Below are 22112 nucleotides of genomic sequence, written 5' to 3' on the forward strand. Positions count from 1 at the left end.
GACACGATGCCCCCCGCTTAGTGACGGACCAGGAGCCCATCAGGTTCGGGAGCCGAGCCTGAGAGAATCGCCTTGCTCTGTTTTTTTCGTTACAACAGTTCGAGCACCTTATCCGTAATGGCGATGGTTCCCAAGGTTGAGGAGCCTTTGGGAGCAAGGTCTGCGGTTCGATACCCGGACGCTAGAACTTTTTTGACTGCCGCTTCGATGTCAGCAGCTTCTGCATCCAGCTGGAGGGAATGCCGCAGCAACATGGCTGCCGCGAGGATGGTAGCAAGAGGGTTTGCGATTCCTTTGCCGGCAATGTCTGGAGCGCTTCCATGAATGGGTTCGTAGAGCCCAGGGCCATCGGATCCGAGCGAGGCGCTGGGCAACATTCCGAGCGATCCGGGAAGCATCGAGGCCTCATCGGTCAGAATATCGCCGAACATATTGCTGGTGACAACAACGTCAAAGCTCTTGGGGCGACTCAGTAAATGCATCGCCATCGAGTCCACCAATACGACTTCGTATTCGAGATCCGCAAACTCTTCTTTCATTAACTTTGCAGTGACGCGGCGCCACAAACGCGAGGCTTCGAGCACGTTTGCCTTGTCGACCATGGTCAGCTTGCCTTTTCGCTTCCTCGCAGCCAACGCTGCCATGCGCACAATTCGCTCGACCTCGTTGGTGGTGTAAACGGCAGTGCTGTAGGCGCGTTGTTGTCCATCCGCGAGCTCTTCTGTGCCCGATGGACCGAAATAGAGTCCGCCCGTCAATTCTCGGAAAAAGAGTATATCGGTCCCTTCGATGATCTCTCTTTTGAGCGGGGAGGAGTCGAGCAATTCGTCAAACGTAACGATTGGACGAAGGTTCGCGAACAAACCGAGCTCTTTGCGAATGCGAAGCAATCCTGCCTCGGGACGAGTCTTCGCATTCGGGTCGTCCCATTTTGGGCCCCCTACCGCTCCCAGCAGAATCGCATCCGATGCTTTGCAAGCGTCGATGGTGTCCTGTGGCAACGGATCTCCTGTTTCGTCGATCGCGATCCCACCGATTCGCTTGGAGTCAAAAAGGAACGTGTGGTCAAACTTCTTGGCTACTGCCTCCAGGACGCGGACGGCTTGCGTGGTGACTTCAGGGCCGATCCCGTCCCCAGGAAGTAAAACGATCTTTGCTTTCACAGGAGTGCTTTCTGGGCAATTCAAACAGAGTGATGACAGATGAAATGTGGATGGGAGCGATACCTAGGCGCGGCATCGCTCGTGGTTCAATGGCAACCAAGCACCATTCTTAGCGCTGCTTTCGACACACTGCTGAATGAAGAACATTCCTTCCACCCCGTCGTGCACATTGGGGTACAACGTGTCACGTCGCTCAATGGCTTTCCCTGCTTCGACTTCGATCATCGCGTCGAAAGCGGCGCAGTAGATGTTTGCGAAAGCCTCGAAGAAGGCTTCAGGGTGTCCGCTGGGGAGACGACATGCTCCGCGACCACTCGCATTCATGTGCGGGGCGTTCGGGTCGCGTGTGTAGAGTCTGTGCGGTTGTCCATTTTGTCGAACAACCATCACATTGGGTTCCTCCTGTCGCCAAGAAAGCGACCCCTTGGTTCCATCGATTTCGATCGAAAGATCATTCTCGCGTCCATGGCTAATTTGGCTCGCGGTCACGGTTCCCAGCGCTCCGTTTTGATACTTGATTACAGCGGTGCCATAATCATCCAGTTTGCGCCCTGGTTCAAATGCCTTCAAATGGCAGCTGATCTCGGCGGGAAGGAGCCCCGACATATATCTTCCCAAATTGTACGCGTGGGTGGCGATATCTCCGAAACAACCGGCTGCACCGCTTTGCTTCGGATCGGTACGCCATGCAGCTTGCTTCTGGTCCTCGGACTCTAGACGGGTTCGCAACCAGCCCTGAATGTACTGCACTCGAATCGCCTGAATCTCTCCGAGCTCCCCGCTTTGGATCATTTCACGAGCTTGGCGAACAAGCGGGTAGCCGGTGTAATTATGGGTCAACGCAAACACCGACTTGGATCGGTCTACCAGTTTCGCCAACTCTTCGGCCTGAGCAAGATCGAAGGTCATCGGCTTGTCGCACACAACATGAAAGCCCGCTTCGAGCGCTGCTTTGGCCACGTCATAGTGCATGTGGTTTGGCGTGGTCACGGATACAAAGTCGATTCGCTCGCCCTTCGGCTTCTTCGATTCCACCTCGAACATCTCTTGGTAAGAGCCATAGGCCCGCTCGCTGCAAACATCGTAGTCAACCGCCGATGCTTTCGATCGTTCGGGATTGCTGCTAAACGCACCCGCGACGAGTGTCGCACGGTTATCGAGGCAAGCAGCGATCGAGTGGACTCGCCCGATGAATGAACCTTGGCCTCCTCCAACAAGCCCCATTTTGAACTTACGATTGAGAGGTCCGTTAGTCATTCTGCCATTCTCCTGAGGGTTGCGTGCTGGAAAGGAAATCGCGACCTGGTCGCGGGCTGAGAAGTCTACCATAGACGCAACCGATTTCTAGCTAGCATGATTGACAACGACCAGCGTTCGACAAACAATGCGGCGACTGAAGGAACAGATCCAGCGGCAGGACGCCGCGTTTTCTCTTGACCGTTCCTTTGGTTTGCTATGGCCAATTCCTTTTTGTCGGCCAATTCTTTGACGGCCAATTCTTTGACGGCCCGCAGCGGTGTGGATCCGTTTCTTTCGTTGAGATCGATCCACAAATCGTTTCGAGGACGCGCGGTTCTCCAGGACATTTGCCTGGATGTCGCGGCCGAGGAATGGATCGTTTTGCTTGGCTCTAGCGGCAGCGGAAAGTCGACGTTACTCAAACTCATCGCAGGCCTCGAAGAACCCGATCGCGGCTCGATCATGCTGCATGGAAAAGATGCTTTATCTCTCCCGCCCAGCAAAAGGGATTGCGCCTTCTCTTTTCAGTCCCACGCTTGCTATGACCACTGGACGGTCAAACAAAACCTTGAAAGTGTTCTCGATCCCCGCGTTGCCCGCGATACCGAATGGCTTATCGAAGCGTTCGAACTGACGAAGCTCCTGGCGAGCCGTCCCCCTCAATTGTCGGGAGGAGAGTTAGGACGCGTCTCCCTTCTACGCGCCTTGCTCAGCCCCAAACGGTTGCTGCTCCTGGATGAACCCTTAGCGCAGCTCAATCCCAGATTCCGCTCGATCGCCAAAGATGCAATTACGAAGATCCATCGAACGCGGAAACGAACGACCCTTTACGTTACCCATGACTTGCATGAAGCCATGACGCTCGCGGATCGTATTGCCATTCTAGAAGATGGAGAGATCCAGGCACTCGGACCGCCGCGCGCCATCTACGAGGAACTCGTTTCGAAAGCCTCCGATTACGTTGCCGCCGGAGTGGGGTGTGATCAATTGCTCGCATGCGGTTCTCGTCGTGTTCTTCCGTCGGAGTGGAAGATTCTCGCAATCGAGTCACCCGCGAGTGGCTTCGTTTCCTTTGATGATTCCTTTTCCAAGGAAGGAATCCACGTGGGACACTCGCGATCCCCCAGGCCTTCCGCGTGCGTTCATCAAGGATATTCGCTGATGCGTTGCCGATGGGCTGGAGGTTTTTGGGAGCTTGTTGTTTCCACACCGAACCCGATGATTCTTCATGTTGCCGACTCCCCGTGGCTTCCCTCCTCCCTGACCAAGACACTCCGTGACTGGGAAGACAAGATCGAACCACCGATTGCGATCTGGATCTCCCACGCGCAATAAGGTGCCTCTGCCCTCTTTTCAAAGGAGGCTGACCATTTTTCAAAGGAGGAGATGAGGTCGGTGAGTGCTCTGGCGTCCTGGATCCTCTATGGAGTAGATTCCCGAGCAAAGCGTAGCTCCCATTCGCCACGCTCGGGATTCCCTGCTAGGTGCAAGAGCTATGTCGCAACGCTTTCCCATTTCGCCTCTCCGCCGTGTGCCTGCGTCCGTCTCAGGACTGCTCGGTCTTCTGCTTCTTTTGCTTTGCACCGGTTGTTTTGGGAGCTCATTGGCGTCGAAACGATGGGGAGGGGGCCAATTCGGGCAGGGGGACATCAACAGGCAAAAAGATCGCGCAGTCTACTTTGACCCTTACCCCCTCAACGATATCGGACCAGAAGTCGTCGGTGGGCGTCCCCGCGAATTCGCCCATCCACTTCCCGAGGCCAAGAGGAATGAGCTGAATCGCATCATTCCTAATCAACAATTCTATCCCGTTGGGCCATGAAGCGATCGCAAGATCGATCTTTCCATTTTCCGCCCGATTCATTAAAGTCGATCGCAGAGGAGTTCCGAGCGGCTCGGATTTCGACATGATTCTTGCGGATGCAAGCACGGAGGCTGCGTCGATGAAAAAAGTATCTACCTATGCAATCGGTTCTTGGTTGAGTCTTGTTCCCGCGGTCGCATTCGCTGAGGATGGTTGTCCATCGCAATGCCAAAACGGGAGCAAACCGGAATCCACGGCTTGCCCCTGCGAGAGCGTTGCCCCTGCGGCGGAGCAAACCGCTTGCACAAACGATCAAAACGAAGGGGCTAGCGGAAGCGATGCCTCCTCATTCTTGAGCTGGATCACCAAGCGATTGATGGATCGCCCTCGCTTTCGTGTCACCCTCTCGGCCCAGATCAGCAGGAGTGCCGATACAGCCGAGAGCAAACTTGGTACCGGCGTGCCTGCGGTTCAAGCGACATGGGTGCAAGCTTCGGAACAAAACATGGCTGACGCGACGACAGCCCCGATTCAACAACCGTTCACCTTCTCCAGTTCTCTCTCCGAAGGATTGGAAAAACTCGTCGATGGCGTGATCGCCTGCGGACATAAGATTTGCACCGAGAACAAATGTATCGTCATCGAAGATACCGAATCACCGTCCGCATCAGACGAAAGCACCCAAAGCAGCACCGAGGAACCGATCTTGATGGTTCCGGCGGCACCGCCGGCTCCCCCGGTAACCCACTTTGCTGGCATGGAATACACACAACCCGAAGATGAACTGGATGTGATTCTGCAGCAAAGCGGACTGAAGCAAATGGAGGTTCCGGTCTCCGCCAATCAATTCGTAAGATTGTTGGTAGAGCGTGCACATCTCGCCACTCGACTCGAGATGACAGAGCAACTCATGGCGGAACGTAATGTTGCACTGGAGCAGATCCACGCCTTGGCCGAAAAAAACGCAACTCTCGCAGCGCAAGCCGCCGTCGCGGAAGTCAAGCAACAACTCGCCGAATCACTCCACTCGCAGCTAGCTGAAAAAGCAGAAAGGGCACTCAAGCTAGCAATGCAAAGCGACCCGACGACGCCGACTGCCGAAAAAGATTCCAAGGTCATACAAGACATCCAAGAAGACCTTTCCAATATTCGCAAGCAGATCGGTCTTTTGCGTCGCCAAACCCCGGTTCCCTTTGCACCAAGCTCTCTCGGTCAAACCATCCAGCCCTACAGGCCGACCGGTAATTTGCTAATGATTCCCGTGCCTCAGGAAGCCAAACATCTCGGTGCAGAACCGGACGCCACACTGAAGTAAATCAAGCGAATACTTCGCGATTGCGGATCAGTTTGATTTGTCCCTTAAAACCACGTCGGTCCGTCGATCGGACTGTCTTCGGGAGTCGATAATTCTATGCGATGGAAAACAATCCCTACTCTTATTTTTGCACTCGTCATCGGTGCAAGCGTTGGTTTCTCGCAAGAGCCACAAAAGACAACCGCGAGCGGAGAACGCTCCCTGTTGGTTCCTAACGAGAAACAGCCGAACGCCAGTTCGGAGAAGTCGGAGAAATCAACAACGCCTGCCAACGAGTCCGCAAGCCGCATTCCAGCAAAGCCTGTTTCTACCCCAAGCCCTTCCACCCCTGCTCGTTCGTCAAAAGACGCTGAAGGAATGCGTAAGGTCGAACGAAAAACGATCGTTGAGAATCCAGGTGAACAAAGCGGCGAAACCTATCTGATGCGATATCGATTTGAGCCTGGCACTCGCGTCATCAGCGAAGTCGTTCACTTGGCGAAAACGAATACCAAAATCGATTCGACAGAACAGGACTCCAGCTCGAGAACGGTCTCCCACAAGGTATGGGAATTCCTCAAGGTCGAGGATGGGAAGATGACGTTCGAATATCGAATTACCGACATTGACATGTCTCAACGAATCGGCGGAGGAGCGGAGATTCGGTACGTCTCAAGCCAAAAAGAACCACCGCTACCGCAATTCCAAGCGGCAGCCGAATCGATCGGTCGCGTCATCTCGAAAGTAACGATTGACGAGCAAGGCTTGATCATTGCTCGCAGCGACGACACAAATCCACCTAATCTGGGTATGGGGGATATCACCCTCCCCTTGCCCGAAAGTCCCGTGGCTGTCGGAGCTACATGGGAAACTCCTCGCGAATTGCGTATTGCGCGCGAAGACGGATCCCTGAAGCCCGTGCGATTCCGTGAGCTCTTCAAATTGGAAAAAGTGAGCGCTGGGGTCGCGACCGTCTCGGTGCGGAGCGAAATGATCACCATCATCTCCGATCCAAAAGAAGAGGCTCAGGTCCTGCAGCAATTGAGCGACGGGACGATCAAGTTTGATTTGGACGCCGGGCGAATGATCTCGAAGGAACTGGAATGGGACAAACGCGTCGTCGGCTTTTCGGGTGCTGGTAGCTTGATGGAGTACTCGGCCCGACTCAATGAAAACGTCACCGGGACCGAATCCTTTACGCCTACCCCCAGGACCGCCGGGCGTTGATCGGTCGTCCTCGAACGACAGCTAGACGTAGAACGGTCGTCCTCGACCGTTCGGGATCGCCTTGAGGTCTCTAAAAGTTCAGCAGGCCAAAGGGTTTTGGTTTTCTGACTTTGGGACGGTGGTCTACGGTGCGGAAGCTGTCGAGGACGCCAGCTAGACACAGGAGCTAGAACAGGGGGATTATGCCTCGGGGATTTTGGTGTCCGCTGAAGCGGGTTCGGCGGACTCTCGTTTATCACCAAGACCAATCAGCGCGTCGAACTCATCGTTTGCGGCATTTTTCTGTGCATACTCTAAGAATTCGTTTTCTGCTTTCTTAGAGTCCATACCGGCCAGCTCTCGCGAGACGCGAGCGTTGGCAACCGCCTTTTGACGCATGTCACGCAGACGTTGCAATTCTTCGGACGATCGGTCGTTGCTGATTCCGTTGACCATGTCCGCGATTTGCTTTTCCTCCTTGGCTGACAAAACATCGGCTACCGCATCGTGCTTTTCCTCTTTGATCTTCTCCAGATCGCGCATGAGGGATTGAATTTGCGTTTTGTGGCCGCTGATATTGATGATCAATTGCTTGAGATCATCATCAAGCTCGGTAGCTCGTTGACGCTTTTCCTCAAGCGTGCTCGTGAAGTCCTTGAATGCTGACTGGCATTTGACATACTCCGGATCATTTTTGACCGCGACCGGATCGCCGTGGTACTTGTCTACCAACGACTTGGCACGCGCTGCGGCCCCCGCTTTGAGTTTCTCAAGCTTCTCGATTTCTCTGGTCAGGTCCGACAAACGTTCCTTTTTGTTCTCCTCCTGCGCGATCATCGCACTGATGGCATCTTTGTACTCGTTGAGGCGTTTCTTTTTATCTTCGATCACGCGATCGAAGGTTGCAGAGATCACCGTGGGATTAGCACTGATGGCATCCGCGGCGGAATCGACCTTGCCTGTAAACAAGTACTTGAGTGCGCGAAAGAATCGACCGATCGCACTGAACATAGATAAGGCTCCTCAGCGTGAAATGACTGGAGATGCAAAAATTAGAGACCCGAATTAGAACCGCATTCTAACCGACGGAAATACCAGACAGAGGTCAAGCTCCCCATTTTTGGGCAAGAGTCAACGTTATTAGTTTTCTCGCTGGGGTTCATTCTCTCGAAGAGAAGGAAAAATGGATTCATCCCATTCCTTCAATCGTTCCTCGACCCGTTTGGCGATTCGTAGGGAGGCTTCAAGCTCATCTTGTAGGGGCGCCAAATCTGTTTCTTTTCTGGAACGAATAACATTTCCCAAGTGTTCAGCGGCCTTGTGAAGCTGGGACGAAGCCTCCGTGATCTCGGTGACACATGTTTCTCGCTGTTGAAGAATGGTGTCTCGCGAAGGTCCGCTCAATCTATCGGCTTGTTCGAATAAATCGAAGGACCGCTGCAGCTGTTCGACAAACGCGTCAAAGAGCGACTCGAACTGCTTTTGCAGTTCGAGCGATTGGATCGGAAGTTCGCTCTGCTCCATATTCTTTAGAAAGGACTCGCGCGATGCGCGCGCCACGTTCAAGGCATCCTTGGTTCGGTAATCGCGATCTGCACGCAGTCGTATTGCCAACGCATCCAGTGACTGCTCCATCGCTATCGCCTGTTCACGTCGCAGCTCGGATTCTATCGACCGCTGCATCGCATCGAATCGAAACGAAAGAATGCCGGTGAACGAGGCTGCTGTGACCAAACCAGCAACAAGTCCGATCCATGGGAAGCCGACCCAAAACGCAACGCAAGAGACCGCTGCGGGAAGCACGACCCAAGGGGACAGTAAGATTCTTTTCCAAAGTCTTCCACGCATGAGAGCCGCTCGCACTTCAGTGCGTTGATCCAAGGGGCAATGGTCACGCTAGCTCGAATGGAACTAGGCGAAGACCGGGTTCCAACGCACTCCGGTCACTCTCTGTTTATGCGACGGCGAGGGATTCGGCAAGCCGTGGACTAATTTGGTTGAAGCACATTGAGGGCCACCTGGGGGCGCCACAACTCGGCGTCCAGCATCTGCTTGCTAATTCTCTTTCGAGGCTTGGATTCGGTCGCCGCGGGTCCCTGAATGAAAAGCGATGAGACGCTTAGATCGACAACTCGACTACCCGACTCGATCGTTCGAACGATCGGTTGGAACGGATTGTGAGGATTGGGTTGAACCACGACCGCCAACGAATCATCGCTCAGTCGGACCATGGCACCGACGGGGTACATCGAAAGTGTTTGAATCAGCCCGCGAACGATTTCGCGATCGAATCTTCCCTTGCCCGCTTGGTGAATCAAGTACCCGAGAACATCGGATTCAAAGTACGGTTCATCCTGAAGTTGCGGATCGGCGAGCAGAAGGTAGATGTCTGCAATCTGAACAACTTTGGCATTCTCGAGCATGAGAGCCGACGGAATTCCGAGGGGTACTCCCGAGCCATCTCCTATCTCTTGCAGTTGGCTAATCGTTTCGACGATCTCATAGTCCACCCTCGTTGACTCAGCGACCAGTTGGGCACTTTCGACCGAGTGATGGAGATAACCGTCGGTGGTCGTGACCTCGGGACGCAATCGCATTCGCCCGTCATACCAATCCGCATGTCGCAAATGGGACACATCCGCGAACATCGAGGCAATGCCAATGTTCAGTACGGCCTCTTGTCGCAGTCCCATCCCAATACCGCAAACCGAGGAGACGAATGCGAGACGTGCCGCTCGTTCCGCGATGGCTTGGGAGAGCTCTCCGCATTCACCTATAGACTTGTTCGCGACAATACTCAGGATCGCGGGGGCCTCGCGACGTGAATGCGTCGTCAAGGAGCGAATGCAGTTTCGCAACACCGTGATATCGATCGTCGTCGCAGCGTTTAGTTCACGAAATGTCTTGGTCAGAACTTCAACGGTGGCATCCAAACGTTGGTGTATTTCTTCAATCAGGGCGGGATCAAAGTTTGGACGAGGCAAGCACTCTGGCGAATCCGAACCCAATTCCCCCCGAACGGTGACAGTTGCCACTCCCATCGCTTTGAGGCGAGCCAAGAGATGTTCAGTAATCGGAAGTCCCGCTCTGTGAACCAATCTTCCTGCGGGGTCTCGAAGGTCAAACGGTAAGAGAGCTCCGACGGGGAGCTCCGTGGTATTGATCGAGTAGACGGGATCGGTGAGCACGTAGCAACTCCTACGTTGACGGGTTAGACGTTCGCGGTTAGGGGCGAAGCCTTCCTGGAACTCAGTGGAGCGATCCAAACCGCAGGAGGGTGATCTAATGTGCCACCGAGTTTGATTGTGGATTCCCGTTACCGCATCAGAATCGCTGAAAATTCCGGCGAAATCCCCCCCCCCCCCTGCCATTCGATACTATCGGTTTAACCACACTGCTCTCGCTGTGGGGCCGTGTCCCGCGCGACTGGTTCCTGCCCTGCGCAACAGTGCCCTGTCATTTGCCCTTCCCTTCGTAAGCGGCACATCGCTTCCGTTGATGATTCCGATGCAGAAGGTGACCTGTCAGAAGTGCACGACAGGGGTTGGGACTAGAGGGATTGGAGAAAGCGATGGAGATCCGCCAGGTCCTGCGGGGATGCGAAATCAAGCAATCCCGAAGGCATCAGCGATTCCTTGGAGAAGGATTGTTCTTCGATATCCTGCTGGTTGATTCGTACGGTCTCTCCTTTTGGAGTCATCAAGGTCGTTCCATCGGTGGCCTTGTAGATCGACATTCCTGTCAGAACTTCACCGTCAACGGTAAGGACTTTGAGGGCTCGATAGCGATCGGAAATGTCGCGGCTGGGTTCGAAGATCGCCACGAAGAGGTCTTCTGTCGAGAAGCGTTTGGTAACGCCAGCGAGACTGGGACCCAACGCAGATTGTCCACCGTGGCAGTTCAGGCATCGCGTCTCATACAAGGACTGCCCACGCTCGGCATCCCCCTCTAACGATTTGGCCGCGTCCACTTTATTTCGCCAGTTGCTTACAGTATCTTCGCGGCTCGCGCTCGGCGTTCCCTTGGCCAGATAGCGAGATAATACGGGCTGCCAGAGTTCCCAAGCCATTTGTTTAGGAAGGTCCTTAACGTCGTTGGACTCGCCTACCCGCTTGCAACGCATCGCAATTTCGGCGAAAGAGATGCCGATTTTGGATTGCCCTGCGGTATAGGCAACTTTGGCCAGAATAGGCCATTCTCGACTTGGTTCCAAAGTGTTGAGCTTCTCAAGGCCTCTCCATGCCGGCTCCCAAAGATTTCTGTCTTCGCCATTCAATGTCGATAAAAACAGTTCATAGTCTGAGCTACGAGGATTGCGTGCGATCGCGTCCAAGGCGATTGCTTTCAGTTTCGTCACCTTCGCCGCCTCGCGAATCGGTTCATCCCACTCCCTTTCGATGTCTCCACTGGGCAAACAATGCTTGAGCACTGCCGGTGCCCACGTCTCGGGGGAAGACTTCCATAATATTTCCTTCATGCGGCTCCTGGCTTTGGATTGCACATCCACAGGAAACCCTACCAAAATCGACAGATCCTCTGGGATATAGGAATCAACTAAACGGACGTACGCATCCCCTAGATTGGCATCGCGAGCAAGCAGTGCGGAGATCAATTGCTGCAAACGTTTAGGCCATTGGTTATCCGTATTGAGTCCATACTCTCGTACCTTGCGCACCACACCCGCGAGGATGGCAGCCGTCCGTTCCGAATCGGTTGCACTGCGCGCCGCTGTGCATCTTGCGACACAGCAAAGCAAATGAATGTCCGCCGTCGGGTGACTTTCATCGCCTGGAAGAGTCAGTAGCCAGCCCAATGTCTTCACATCTGTCGGCTCCAGCATGGCCAGCGTTCGAATCGCCTCGCTCTCGAGTTCCTCCTGCCCGTCGCGATGCGCTTTCGATCCGATATAAACAACCCACTGCACCCAAGCGGAACGTACGTTTGCGGGGAGCTGATTCAAGCTGATGGATCGATATCCGTCCAGCACATCGGGATTCGCCGGATCCTGCTGGCCGGTCAGGGATGTGCGGCGTTCACCGAGTGCCCATTGGAGCATTGCAAGAACCTCCATCCGCTGCCGACTATTCCATTGGGGCTCTTCAGCAGGAACACGGGTAGCCAAGGCATCCAGCAAGGCTGTGTCGAGCGCGCTGCTGTTCGAGTAGAGCTTTTTTGCGAAGAGTTGATCGACGTTGCTAGGCCCTCGAGATGCCGAGCTGGGGGTTCTCGATATCGACCAAAGCCAAGTACGTCGCAGGACCCGCGCCCATTCGGTATCGGAATCGACCAACTCCGAGGTCTTGCTCGGAACCGAAAACCTTCTCAAACCGATGGCCTCCCACTTCAACCGTTCGGAGTTCGGCCCCAAATGGTTTTCCCACGCAGACAAGTTCGTCTTTGGGGAATCGATCTCTGTCCACAACGGGACGCGAGAAAACTCTTTAGGGTCAGTGAGCGCTTTCCCGCGTCCAGCCAACCACCAGAGTCCAGAACGTTCGTGATCGGGCTGCGCGAATCCATTGTCCAAGGCCCGTGTTGGCACTCCGACTCCCATTCGCGTCAGCAACTGCGCTGCTCGTAGAGAAAGGTTAGTCGCAATGGCGGGGTCCGCCATCGAATCGAACTTCAATTCCCCTGTGACAATGCGAAGCAAACAGTCGAACTCCGGACGTTTGCATGGCCCAGCCCAAAGGGCCTCCGACCAAGTTTCCCAGGGATTGGGAGCCAGCAACGCTGCCTCCACGCGCAACGCCGTTTCCCTGGCAATTCCAGCCTTCTCCAGGGTCATCGCGAGAGAAGGTTTGTTTTGTTCGGCGGAACGTGCCTCGCCCTTGTATCGAACGCGATAGAGAGTACCAGCCGTGCCGCGACCACCTACACAAATCAAGAGGCTGCCATCGGGGGCCACACAAACATCGGTCGGTGCAAAGCCAACCGTACCGGTTGTTTGCATAAAGATTTCTGCTGGCAATCGACCGGGCGCTCTCGCGTCTTCGGGCAAATTGTCATTGGGATAAATCGCCAAGACTCGTCCAAAGGTCCAGTCCAGAACGAAGACTGCTCCCCGATAGCGAGCGGGGAACGCAGAGTGTTCGTAGACAGCGACACCGGTGGGAGAAGATCTGCCCATGGAGCCAAGGATTTGGGGCATCAAGATTTGTTGATCGCCATCCTTCCAAGTCTGCCCGCACCAACCAGCATCGCTCCCTGGTCCAAGCACCATGACACGAGTGGGGCGATACCACGGCAAAACCGATTCGCGCTCATCGTCGCTGTCGAAGGTGACAATCTGCCCGTCAGGCATGAAATCGAAGTCGTATCCGTTTCGCATGCCATGAGCCCAAACCGACCGGGTTGCGAAATCCGGACTGAAGCGCCAAAGCGTCCCGCTCCGTGGCTTTTGAATCGGCGAAACATTGTCATTCAACAATCCACCGATGCTCCGGGCGAAGTTGCCGACGATCAAGTACCAATATCCATCGGGGCCTCGCCGAATCGCATGCGCATCATGCTCCCCACCGGTTGGAAGGTTCAGAATCTTGCGAGGAGTCCGATCACCGACGTAATCGCCGTTGGTGTCTTCGCTCAACCACAATCCACCATCCCCGACGTAGTAGATCTGTTTCTTTTCCGCCCAAAGACCTTGGGCCCCTTGCTTCGGTACCGAACTCCAAATCACCGACCGATCGAAGAGGCCATCGCCGTTATCGTCGAAAAGCGTTTTTATATAGCCGGGGCCCGACACGACAGGGTGTCCTTCCGGATCCAACGTCATCGCGAAACAGTCGTGGACAAGTTGGTCGCTGGCAACGACGGAGACTTCAAATCCCTCTTGCAAGTCAAAGGGGCTCTCTGCGGCAGCGGCAGCATCGCGACGGGCTGTGCTCTCTTGCCCTAGCAAACGCGGGTCGTTCGCCAGAAAAACGACAGACACACTGGATGCGAGAATCGCAACGATCCAGGCGGTCGACCGAATCGGACACCTTAAGGAACGGCTCGCTATCGAATGGGGCTTTGGTCTGACATACTCCATCGGCGCTGTTCCATTCCTATTTTCCAAATACCACTATGTTTTTTCGTAGTGTAATCTTAGCTTCGTGGTGAAAGGAGCGGAGAAGGGCACGTTTGATTTTGAGCGTTTTCTGTATGAATTCAGATTGGTTCGGTGTGGCAATTTGTCATGCGCTCGTCAGTCCGAGAGGAACGCGATATGATGCGGTCCGCGTCCGTTGGGTTGTCGATTTTGCGCGTTCAGCGGGTATGCGATAACGACGACCATTACCTTTCCTTTTTTCTGATGAGTTTGCGACCGATGCTGCCAGCCGACAAGCGTGCGATGCAGGGTGTTTGGTTGCTGCTACTTGCACTCGGGGTGTTTTTCTTCTCCAGCATCCTGTTATATGTCATCTATGTCGCCCTTCGCGTGGAGCCAGCGTCTGGGGAGTCTACGATCGCGCTCAAATTGCCGATGAGCTTCATTCCATCGAGCATTTTCCTCATCGGGGTATCGGGCTTTCTCGAGCTTGCCTATCGTGCCGCTCGTCGCGATCAGGAGGGGATGGTCAAATCGTCGGTGATCCTCGCCCTTTTTTGTGGAATGCTCTTCATGCTTCTGCAATCCGAAGGGATGTACAGTCTGATTCAGCTTTCCGAAAAGGTAAGTGTCGCAGTCTCTGACAACGCGCGGCGAGGCGCTTACACCTTTACCTTTGTTCTGGTTCTTCTCCACGCGCTGCACGTCCTATTTGGTATTCTCGGCTTGGTGCGCACCGCGTTCGCGGCTTGCCGGGACAAATACGATCATGAGCGCACGCTGGGTCTGAAGTTCTGTGCACTCTACTGGCACTTTCTCGATTTGGTCTGGATCGTCCTGTTGATCGCCTTCGCAGTCGCTGCGTCGTATCTCAATCGATAGCGATCTGGACAAACGCGATTGTCTTTGTGAGATGTAGCCGAGTCCTCACGGACGTTTCTTTCTGTTTTCGGTCCCCTTCGCAATGGGCCCGATATATTCCTTCGCCACGACGACATTATCGAACCAAACGCGATTGGCGTGCCCTTTGGTCCCTTGAGTGATGTAGACGTACAGCCAAACGAAATTCACGTTAAGTGGCTCGGCGGTGCGAAACTCGAATCCTTCGAACGGAGATCCTTCGGGCGGGTTTTTCAAGGTTTCGCGGACTCCTTTCTCCGGGTTCCAGCGAACACCTTCGCCTCCCTCCCCGGGCAGGAATTTATCGAAGACCCATTTACCGGTTGGAAAACCTGGCCCGAGATGGCTTACGAGATGACCGTCTATCCAAAGTGCCATTTCGCCATTGCTTTTGCCGATGTCGTTCATCTGGAGCATCGATTCCACACAAATCCATTTCTCTTTGGGAATGGTCAATTTCGGGTTTTGGATGAAAGAGTTCCCCCAGGTTTGACCACGCGGCGGACTCCCTCGCATGGTGTGCCAGTACGTGTAATAGTCCCATCGCCACGACTTCCCAAAGGGTTCGATCCCCACCCAAAACGATTTGTCACCGCGGGTCGGTTCCCCTGCTCGGACGCTGGGCCAAGCCGTGGAGGGGCTGTTACCTCCTAGGCAAGTCCCGAAGTGATGGATCGGTTCGCAGTCGTCCGCAAATCGCACCATCATTCGAGCGAAGACTCGATCGTACCCCGCGTCAAGTCGGCGGTAGAGATCGGCGCCGGTCCCAAGCTCTTGGCGTTGAGAAATCAGCAGGGATTTGGAACCTTCGCTGTCTTCTGGGGTATGCGAATCGAGGGACATGACCTCGGAATTTCGGACTGTTTCCCATCGCGTCCGCAGATCATCGATGGAGTCGATTTCGAAATCTTCTGCAAAGATGACATGCGGGTCCTTTCCTATGCCTTGGTCCCCTGGATAGCGCGCCGCGATTCCTTTCTCGGGAAACGGGGAAGCCCGATTTGCGATCGTCTCCGACACGACTTGAGCCTCTTGACCGGAGCTCATTGCGGGGAACCCGAGCGAAACGCACAGAAGGACGGGATACAGGTGGACTGGATACAAAAGATTCGTAGCAGTGGGCCGCGCGAACTTGGTGCAAAACATGGAAAGCAAAGGAAGCATGCTTATCGTCTTATTTGGGGGGAGTTGCTGGAGAGCAGCGACGATGCGGTGGGGAGCCCTGGAGAAATGGGCCATTGGTAGGAGTCTATCACAGAATGTGTCGGTAATGTTGAGCCGTATTCCATCCCCGTCCCTGGGAACCTTCGAAAATCTTTGGGCGAAAAAATTTTGGGCGAGAGGTGAAAGGAATCGTCGGTTCGTTGGTGTACATTTCCAGTCACAAAAGCCCTGAGGACGATTCGAGAATGCCTTCGACACCTGACACGCGAGAAAGCTTGATTCTGCGACTGCCAACCGCCTCCGACGCGCAGGCTTGGCGGGAGTTCGTATCGATTTACGAGCCCCTTCTCTTTCGCTTCGCTCGCCGGCGGGGATTGCAGGAGGCCGATGCACGTGAAATCGCGCAAAACGTATTTTTAGCGGTCGCCAATGCCGTCCCGCGTTGGACCCCGGATCCGAGTCGGGGGCCGTTTCGAGCTTGGCTTTTTCGAATCGCTCGCAATCAGTTGATTCATTACGTCACGAAGCATCATCGACTCCGGGCGACGGGGCAATCCGCCGAGTGGGATGCCTTGCAACGGGTACCGAATCTTTCGAACGGAGAAGAGGAGGTCGTGCAAGATTACCGGCGTGAAATGTTCCGGCTTGCTGCCGCCCAGATGCGGGACTCCTTTCACGAAACGACGTGGAAGGCTTTTTGGGGAACGGCGGTTTTGGGACGTTCTGCAGACGAGGTCGCGCTAGAGCTAGGGCTTACGTCGGGCGCTGTGTATATCGCCAAATGCAGGGTAACGGCCAAACTGAAATCGCTCATCGCCCAATGGGAGGCATGTGATGCCCTTTAATCGAACCAAATCCTGCACCGCTGCGGCTTGGAAAATCCTCCTTTCCGATTCCCTGGACGACGCGGCCATCGAAAAGGCGACACAGCATGTGGAAGGTTGCGAGGACTGCCGGTCGCAGTTGCAGCAAGCATCCGATAAACCATCCGACTGGTGGGATGAAGCTCGACGGTCGTGGCTGGAAGAGGAACTCCCGAATTCAAGCATCGACGAATCAACTTGGATTTCGATCGAAGTCGGGAGCGAACTACCTCATGACACAACCATTGAAGCAGAACGTGTTTCCCTCGCCTTTCTCGGCAAGCCAACACATCCGGAGTTGCTGGGACGCATCGGTCGCTACAACGTCGAACGGGTCATCGGCACGGGTGGGATGGGAGTGGTGCTGAAGGCCTTTGACACAGAGCTAAATCGCGTGGTAGCGATCAAGGTTCTTTCCGATCATTTGGCGAACAACGCCTCCGCTCGAAGACGATTCGCCAGGGAAGCTCAAGCAGCCGCAGCCGTTATCCATCCCAATGTCATCCCCATCTACAACGTGGAGACCGACGATCGATTTCCTTATCTGGTTATGCAATGTGTGCATGGCTCATCGCTGCAAAGCAAGGTGGACAGGCACGGCCCAATGTCCGTCGAAGAGGTCCTCCGTATCGCCAAGCAAACAGCCGCCGGCCTCTCGGCGGCGCACGAACAAGGCTTGGTGCATCGAGATGTTAAACCCGCCAATATCTTGATGGAAGAAAACGTCGACCGTGTCTTGCTAAGTGACTTCGGATTAGCAAGGGCAGTGGACGACGCTTCGATGACGCGGACCGGTGTGGTGGCAGGGACTCCTCACTACATGTCGCCAGAACAAGCGCGAGGAGAGTCGATTCAGTGCGCCAGCGATCAGTTCTCGCTGGGATGCGTGGTCTACTTTATGCTCACGGGCCGACCTCCTTTTCGGGCTGAAACGGCCATGGGAATATTAAACCGCATTTGCCATGAGCCGCATCGCCCGGTCCATGAAGTCCGTAGCGACGTTCCTCGCGAAATCTGCGATTTGGTGGATCGATTGCTTGAAAAGGACCCTCGCGACCGATTTGCATCGACGCGGTTCGTCGAGCAGGAAGTCGATCGCCTCCTCGTTTTGCTTCAATCCGGCAATCTCTCCCTAGCGTTGCCAGGGAGGTATGGGTGGGGCTCTTGGCATAGCGTTGTCGCGGGATTGGCCGCTGTCTGTTTGGTCATTCTCGCCGGGACCCAAATTTGGAGTGGTAGGGGCATGGAAGGAGATGGAGCGAGCAACGTTTCTCCTTCGAGAACCAGCGGCCAACTCGATGGAACGGATATCACGGTACGAGAATTGTTGCGACTTCGATCAGAGTGGCAGGCCGCTTTGCGGGAAGAGCAAGCGATCGACATTCAGGTGCAGCAGTTTGCAAATAATCTCAAGCTATTGGAGCAGGAGTGGAATGCAACGGGAGGGACTCCCGTATCGCAGGAGAATGCGTTGCTTTTGGAGATAGAACAAGAAGTCTGGAATCAACGTTTGGAAACTGAGAATTGGAAATAGCGAACGGAACTTCGTTCGGAGAATGGACTCGTCCTCAACAGAAAGGTTGGATCATGAAAGTAAGTTGGAAATCGTGCAGCGTGGTCGTTGGCATCGGGCTGATCGGATCGGTCGGAGCAGTCGTCTATGCCCAACAACCACCGGTCAGCAGAGCGCCGAGCGGGGTGTTGAGCACCACGCAGGCCTTAGAGACAAAAGCTCCGCTCCTTCAGGGTGCACCACCCCCGATGGTTCCTAATTTTGGGTGGCAGGCTTCACCAGCGATACCACCTGGTCCCGTTGCAACTGTCGCTCCTTTTTCCCCTGTGGCGGGGATGGGGTCAGTCGCCACTGTCGCCCATCCATCGGGAATGGCGAGGTTTCAACCCATTGCACCAAAGTTCGAATTGCTCGTCTTGGAGGACGATCAGTTCCAGATTGAGAGACTCGACGGCCCCCCCACTCCGGAGCAAAGGGAATCGCAGCAGCGAGTCCATGAAAAGCTGCGCGAGGCAGATCAGATGCTTCGAAACGAAAAGGGAAGCGACGAGGAAAAAGGGGATGCCAAGCGGTTGATTCGCAGTTACTTTTCTGCGCAATTCCAGAACGATCTCAAGGTCCGAAAGGAACAAATCCAACAGTTGGAAGAGCAACTCGAAAAACTCAAATCGATCGTCGAAAAGCGGGCGGAGCAAATGGACAAAATTGTCGATCTCCGCATGACCTTGCTCGAGAATGATAGCAACGGCCTGGGGTTTCCTCCGGCGTTTCACCAAATTCCGCAGACTGACTTCGTGCAACCTATACCTTGGATGCCGGCGATCCCCACGACCACGCCACCTTCTCCTGCAGGTAGTTATCCGCCGAACACTTACTACCCCAGCAGTAGATACCCGACGCCGACCCCGTCCCTCTCTCCCAATTCGATTATAGGTCCCGGTCCGAATTATCCACTCCCCTCTTCTCCAAGCGAGCCAAAGTCGAAGCCGGCCAAAAGTTTGAAGGACGGTGTGTAGGGCTAACGAAGGGGTGTAGGTTCTTCGCAACCTAGCGCATTTGCTCGTTCATCCCCTCCAAGCTAGACTGTCTGCCTTGTTCGACGATAGTTCCACAACAAGGCGGACAAGTCCGCTGGGAGACGAGAGAAACAAGATGAATGCAATCGAGACCTTGAAGGAAACCTACAAGTTCAGTTCGATGGTCCTACAGGCATACGTGAGCGACTTCACCGATGAAGAGCTGATGCAATGCCCTGGTCCTGGTTGTAACAGCGTGGCTTGGCAACTAGGCCATTTGATTTCGTCCGGCTGCGGATTGTTGCAAATGGTTGCACCGGAGGGCGCTCCAAAACTACCAGAGGGATTTGAAGCCAAACATGCAAAAGAGAATGCCGGGAGCACCAACCGCGCAGACTTCTTATCTACCCAAGAATACTTGAAGCTGTTCGCGGACGTGCAGGAAGCTACGTTTCGCGTCTTCGATCAACTCTCTGAAAGCGATTTAGACAAGCCGAGCCCAGAGCGTATGCGAGGCAGGTTCCCGACGGTGGGATCGGTTTGTATCTTGATCTCGACCCATGCGATGATGCACGCAGGTCAGTTTGTCCCGATCCGTCGCGCGTTGAATAAGCCTGTCGTCATCTAATCGAAGTTTGATTACTTGATCAAAGGGATAGGCAGGAGCTTCTTCTTCGCTTTCTCGGGAAAAGGAAGTGGTTCGAAGGACGATGCCGGCACGACTTGAGAGGTCGGCTGGTTGATGTTCCAAGGAACATGTTGCTCGGATGCTTCAGGGCGATGCTTCCAGTGTGGGGGGAGATCGAGGATGGCAGTCATTTGCGGGTATTGGGTCAACTCCCGCAAGTGCTCGACCAGAATGCGGCGGACTTCCAGGATCGCTCGCGGTTTCGAGTGGATGTCTTGGTGCTTCGACTCCACCAAGATTTCGCTCATCACATCGTCCATCATGGCGCTCTGAACCCCGACGACCCCGTCGCTTGGTTCGTCCGACGCTTGGAGCCAGCTCGATTGGGGCACGAGACCGATGATGTTGTGATAGCGAACCCAAGGGGCCCGCGGGGCGCGAAGCATCGCAGGAAAGATCGGTGACTGCGGGCTTAGTGAGTCGATACTGGTTGTGGTGGTAATCAGTTCTGTGTTCTGAAAGACGCCTGGATTCTGGCGAATGAGCGAGTTCCCCATCTCCGTCACGCTCGTCGGAAGTTTGATCAGTTTGCGTCCGAGCCACCGGGTGGCATCGTTTGCATAGTCGCTGCCACGGTGTGGCGTCCCGATCGTGACCACCCGCTTGATCGATGGATTGGGATGGAAGTAGAGAGCGGCAGCCAGACGTCGCAATTCCGTTTCGTCACCCTTGAGCGCCGTGAAGGACTTATCGCTCAAGACTCGCCAGAATTCTTCGCCGCTTTCGATGGTTTGCATCCGAGAGACCAGCCCACCCATGCTGTGTCCGACGAGCACGACATTATCGAGAACCGGGTATTGATGACTGGGGTCCAGGGTTTGATGCAGCTCATGGAGGTCGCTTCGCATCTGTGTCGCGCTGATCCAAAAGGGCTGCCCAGTCGGATATTGGTAAAACCAGAACTGATAGTTGCGCCGAAGCTCCTGAAAGGATCGCAAGTCGTTGAACATGGGCATCCATGTCAAAGGGCTTGACCAAAGCCCGTGAACCATTACTACTGGAACGCGATTGGGATCAAAGGGCTCCAGCATGTAGATGCCACGAAGTTTTTCGGTTTTATTGGGGTCGATGAGCCCGAGCGTGCTATTGGTCTGCTCGCGGAACTTTTCGTTATCTAAGAAGTAAGCGAGCGGTGTGCTCAAATCGGATTGCAGGGGGACCAGTCGAGAATTTAATTGGATGTCGGTGGAGTCGAGCGGATCATGCAGTTCGAGAACGCAGGGATGGCGGTGTTGGCTGTCCCGGGAGGTGTGAAGTGTTGGGGAGGTCACGCGAAGCAGGGCCGTGACGGGAAACGAAAGACCTTCGGGATAGTACTTCTCGGTTGGATCATTCCCATCATGCGGACGGCGAACCGCGATCATGGGCACACCGACACCGAAGCTCACATTGGCAGCGTCGAATCCGCTGACTTGGTAGTCGCTGCAGAACTTCAATTGTGCGAAATCCGCGTCGCGCCAAGATCCCCGCGCGACGACTTGCACATCGTAATCCTTCGACGATGTCTTGATCCGGTAGCTGTTACCTGGTTTCAAGTTTCCTTGCTTGCTGACCAGGCGGAGCGTCGCTTCCAAGGAACTGTTGTAAACGTCGCATGCTCCGCGAAATTGCGGGTCATATGGGTTTCGGGAGATATCGAGATCAGGGCAAAAAAGATAGAGGTAGGCGTTGCTCACTGAGACGCTGTACATATCGAGCGCTTGTCCCTCTTTTCCACTTCTTTCCGCTTTGGTCCCGATGATGTAGGCGATTTCTGCGATCGCATAGACCTTCTCCGCCCCCCGTTCATCGGTAGCGAGTTCCTGCAATTGGACCAAGCAACCGCTTGGATCCTTTTCGTACAGGTCGAGGAGAGCGTAGTGCCGCAGGAGCGACGACGTTCGCGTCGTAATCTGGGGGCCAGACCGGGCTGCCAGTTGCAGGGTTTCGGTCAGGGGGTTGAAGGGATTCGAACGCATCGTGACGTACTTCTGCGTCGCACAGCCGGAAAAGAAGATCCCCACCAGGCAAAACAGGAGCGGGACGCACGACAAGTCGTGCGCTCGACACCAGGTTCGGAGAAGGTAGTGGAGAAATTGGTTTCGGCTCATGCAGTGCTAGCAAAGTTCGCGTTTTTCCATGCCCGCGATCGGTTCATATCAGTCATGGCAGCCGCGATGCAATGGCAGATAGCGAATTCGGGCAAGAGGGGCGAATTGGGTCGCCAGAGGGTGGAATTGGAGGGACTCC

General features: G+C 54.7%; 17 protein-coding genes. 8 read left to right on the top strand and 9 right to left on the bottom strand.

The window, feature by feature from the left end:
• Positions 1–89 precede the first annotated feature (89 nt).
• Both leuB and SH467x_RS00805 read right to left on the bottom strand, forming a co-directional pair.
• Positions 90–1163 (bottom strand): 3-isopropylmalate dehydrogenase, encoded by a 1074-nt coding sequence (gene leuB / locus SH467x_RS00800; RefSeq protein ID WP_482369417.1) that lies wholly within the window; start codon positions 1161–1163, stop codon positions 90–92.
• Between the two features lie 63 nt (positions 1164–1226).
• Positions 1227–2420 carry a Gfo/Idh/MocA family protein gene (locus SH467x_RS00805; RefSeq protein ID WP_482369418.1) on the bottom strand — a complete coding sequence of 398 codons (1194 nt, stop codon included), beginning with the start codon at positions 2418–2420 and terminating at the stop codon, positions 1227–1229.
• A 198-nt stretch (positions 2421–2618) separates the two neighbouring features.
• Here SH467x_RS00805 and SH467x_RS00810 point away from each other — a divergent pair, with 198 nt between their 5' ends.
• Positions 2619–3737 carry an ABC transporter ATP-binding protein gene (locus tag SH467x_RS00810; protein ID WP_482369419.1) on the top strand — a complete coding sequence of 373 codons (1119 nt, stop codon included), beginning with the start codon at positions 2619–2621 and terminating at the stop codon, positions 3735–3737.
• Between the two features lie 265 nt (positions 3738–4002).
• Here SH467x_RS00810 and SH467x_RS00815 read toward each other — a convergent pair whose 3' ends face one another.
• Positions 4003–4311: a hypothetical protein gene (locus SH467x_RS00815; protein WP_482369420.1), complete on the bottom strand. Its 309-nt coding sequence runs from the start codon at positions 4309–4311 to the stop codon at positions 4003–4005.
• A 34-nt stretch (positions 4312–4345) separates the two neighbouring features.
• On the opposite strand from SH467x_RS00815, the gene SH467x_RS00820 reads away from it, so the two are divergent.
• Both SH467x_RS00820 and SH467x_RS00825 read left to right on the top strand, forming a co-directional pair.
• Positions 4346–5521, top strand: a complete 1176-nt coding sequence (locus tag SH467x_RS00820) for a hypothetical protein (RefSeq protein WP_482369421.1) — start codon at positions 4346–4348, stop codon at positions 5519–5521.
• Positions 5522–5617: 96 nt separating this feature from the next.
• Positions 5618–6727: a hypothetical protein gene (locus tag SH467x_RS00825; RefSeq protein WP_482369422.1), complete on the top strand. Its 1110-nt coding sequence runs from the start codon at positions 5618–5620 to the stop codon at positions 6725–6727.
• A 180-nt stretch (positions 6728–6907) separates the two neighbouring features.
• Here SH467x_RS00825 and SH467x_RS00830 read toward each other — a convergent pair whose 3' ends face one another.
• The 4 genes from SH467x_RS00830 to SH467x_RS00845 all read right to left on the bottom strand — a co-directional run bounded on the left by SH467x_RS00830 (position 6908) and on the right by SH467x_RS00845 (position 13739).
• Complete coding sequence (locus SH467x_RS00830; protein ID WP_482369423.1) at positions 6908–7717, bottom strand: PspA/IM30 family protein; 810 nt, start codon at positions 7715–7717, stop codon at positions 6908–6910.
• A gap of 129 nt (positions 7718–7846) precedes the next feature.
• A complete protein-coding gene (locus SH467x_RS00835; protein WP_482369424.1) occupies positions 7847–8587 on the bottom strand; it encodes a hypothetical protein in 741 nt (246 codons plus the stop codon).
• A 107-nt stretch (positions 8588–8694) separates the two neighbouring features.
• On the bottom strand, positions 8695–9894 hold the full coding sequence (locus tag SH467x_RS00840) for an HD-GYP domain-containing protein (RefSeq protein WP_482369425.1): 1200 nt from the start codon (positions 9892–9894) through the stop codon (positions 8695–8697).
• A 362-nt stretch (positions 9895–10256) separates the two neighbouring features.
• The gene (locus SH467x_RS00845; RefSeq protein WP_482369426.1) at positions 10257–13739 is read right to left on the bottom strand and encodes a DUF7133 domain-containing protein; all 3483 of its coding nucleotides are present in this window, start codon (positions 13737–13739) and stop codon (positions 10257–10259) included.
• 177 nt (positions 13740–13916) lie between these two features.
• Between SH467x_RS00845 and SH467x_RS00850 the strand changes: the two genes are divergently transcribed.
• The gene (locus tag SH467x_RS00850) at positions 13917–14621 is read left to right on the top strand and encodes a cytochrome c oxidase subunit 3 (protein WP_482369427.1); all 705 of its coding nucleotides are present in this window, start codon (positions 13917–13919) and stop codon (positions 14619–14621) included.
• A 45-nt stretch (positions 14622–14666) separates the two neighbouring features.
• Here the strand turns inward: SH467x_RS00850 and SH467x_RS00855 are convergent, their stop codons facing one another.
• A complete protein-coding gene (locus SH467x_RS00855; RefSeq protein WP_482369428.1) occupies positions 14667–15686 on the bottom strand; it encodes a hypothetical protein in 1020 nt (339 codons plus the stop codon).
• Positions 15687–16048: 362 nt separating this feature from the next.
• On the opposite strand from SH467x_RS00855, the gene SH467x_RS00860 reads away from it, so the two are divergent.
• From SH467x_RS00860 to SH467x_RS00875, 4 genes are all read left to right on the top strand, one after another.
• Entirely contained in the window at positions 16049–16648 is a 600-nt protein-coding gene (locus SH467x_RS00860; RefSeq protein WP_482369429.1) for a sigma-70 family RNA polymerase sigma factor, read from the top strand.
• Positions 16638–18200 carry a serine/threonine-protein kinase gene (locus SH467x_RS00865; protein WP_482369430.1) on the top strand — a complete coding sequence of 521 codons (1563 nt, stop codon included), beginning with the start codon at positions 16638–16640 and terminating at the stop codon, positions 18198–18200. The genes SH467x_RS00860 and SH467x_RS00865 overlap by 11 nt, the downstream gene beginning before the upstream one ends.
• Positions 18201–18253: 53 nt before the next feature.
• Positions 18254–19195 carry a hypothetical protein gene (locus SH467x_RS00870; protein ID WP_482369431.1) on the top strand — a complete coding sequence of 314 codons (942 nt, stop codon included), beginning with the start codon at positions 18254–18256 and terminating at the stop codon, positions 19193–19195.
• A 136-nt stretch (positions 19196–19331) separates the two neighbouring features.
• The gene (locus SH467x_RS00875) at positions 19332–19823 is read left to right on the top strand and encodes a DinB family protein (RefSeq protein WP_482369432.1); all 492 of its coding nucleotides are present in this window, start codon (positions 19332–19334) and stop codon (positions 19821–19823) included.
• An 11-nt stretch (positions 19824–19834) separates the two neighbouring features.
• Here SH467x_RS00875 and SH467x_RS00880 read toward each other — a convergent pair whose 3' ends face one another.
• The gene (locus SH467x_RS00880; RefSeq protein WP_482369433.1) at positions 19835–21841 is read right to left on the bottom strand and encodes an esterase/lipase family protein; all 2007 of its coding nucleotides are present in this window, start codon (positions 21839–21841) and stop codon (positions 19835–19837) included.
• Between the last annotated feature and the right edge of the window lie 271 nt (positions 21842–22112).

Origin of the sequence: Brakhagea slesvicensis (assembly GCF_052161625.1) — a bacterium.
Lineage (GTDB): Bacteria > Planctomycetota > Planctomycetia > Pirellulales > Pirellulaceae > JBKCUI01.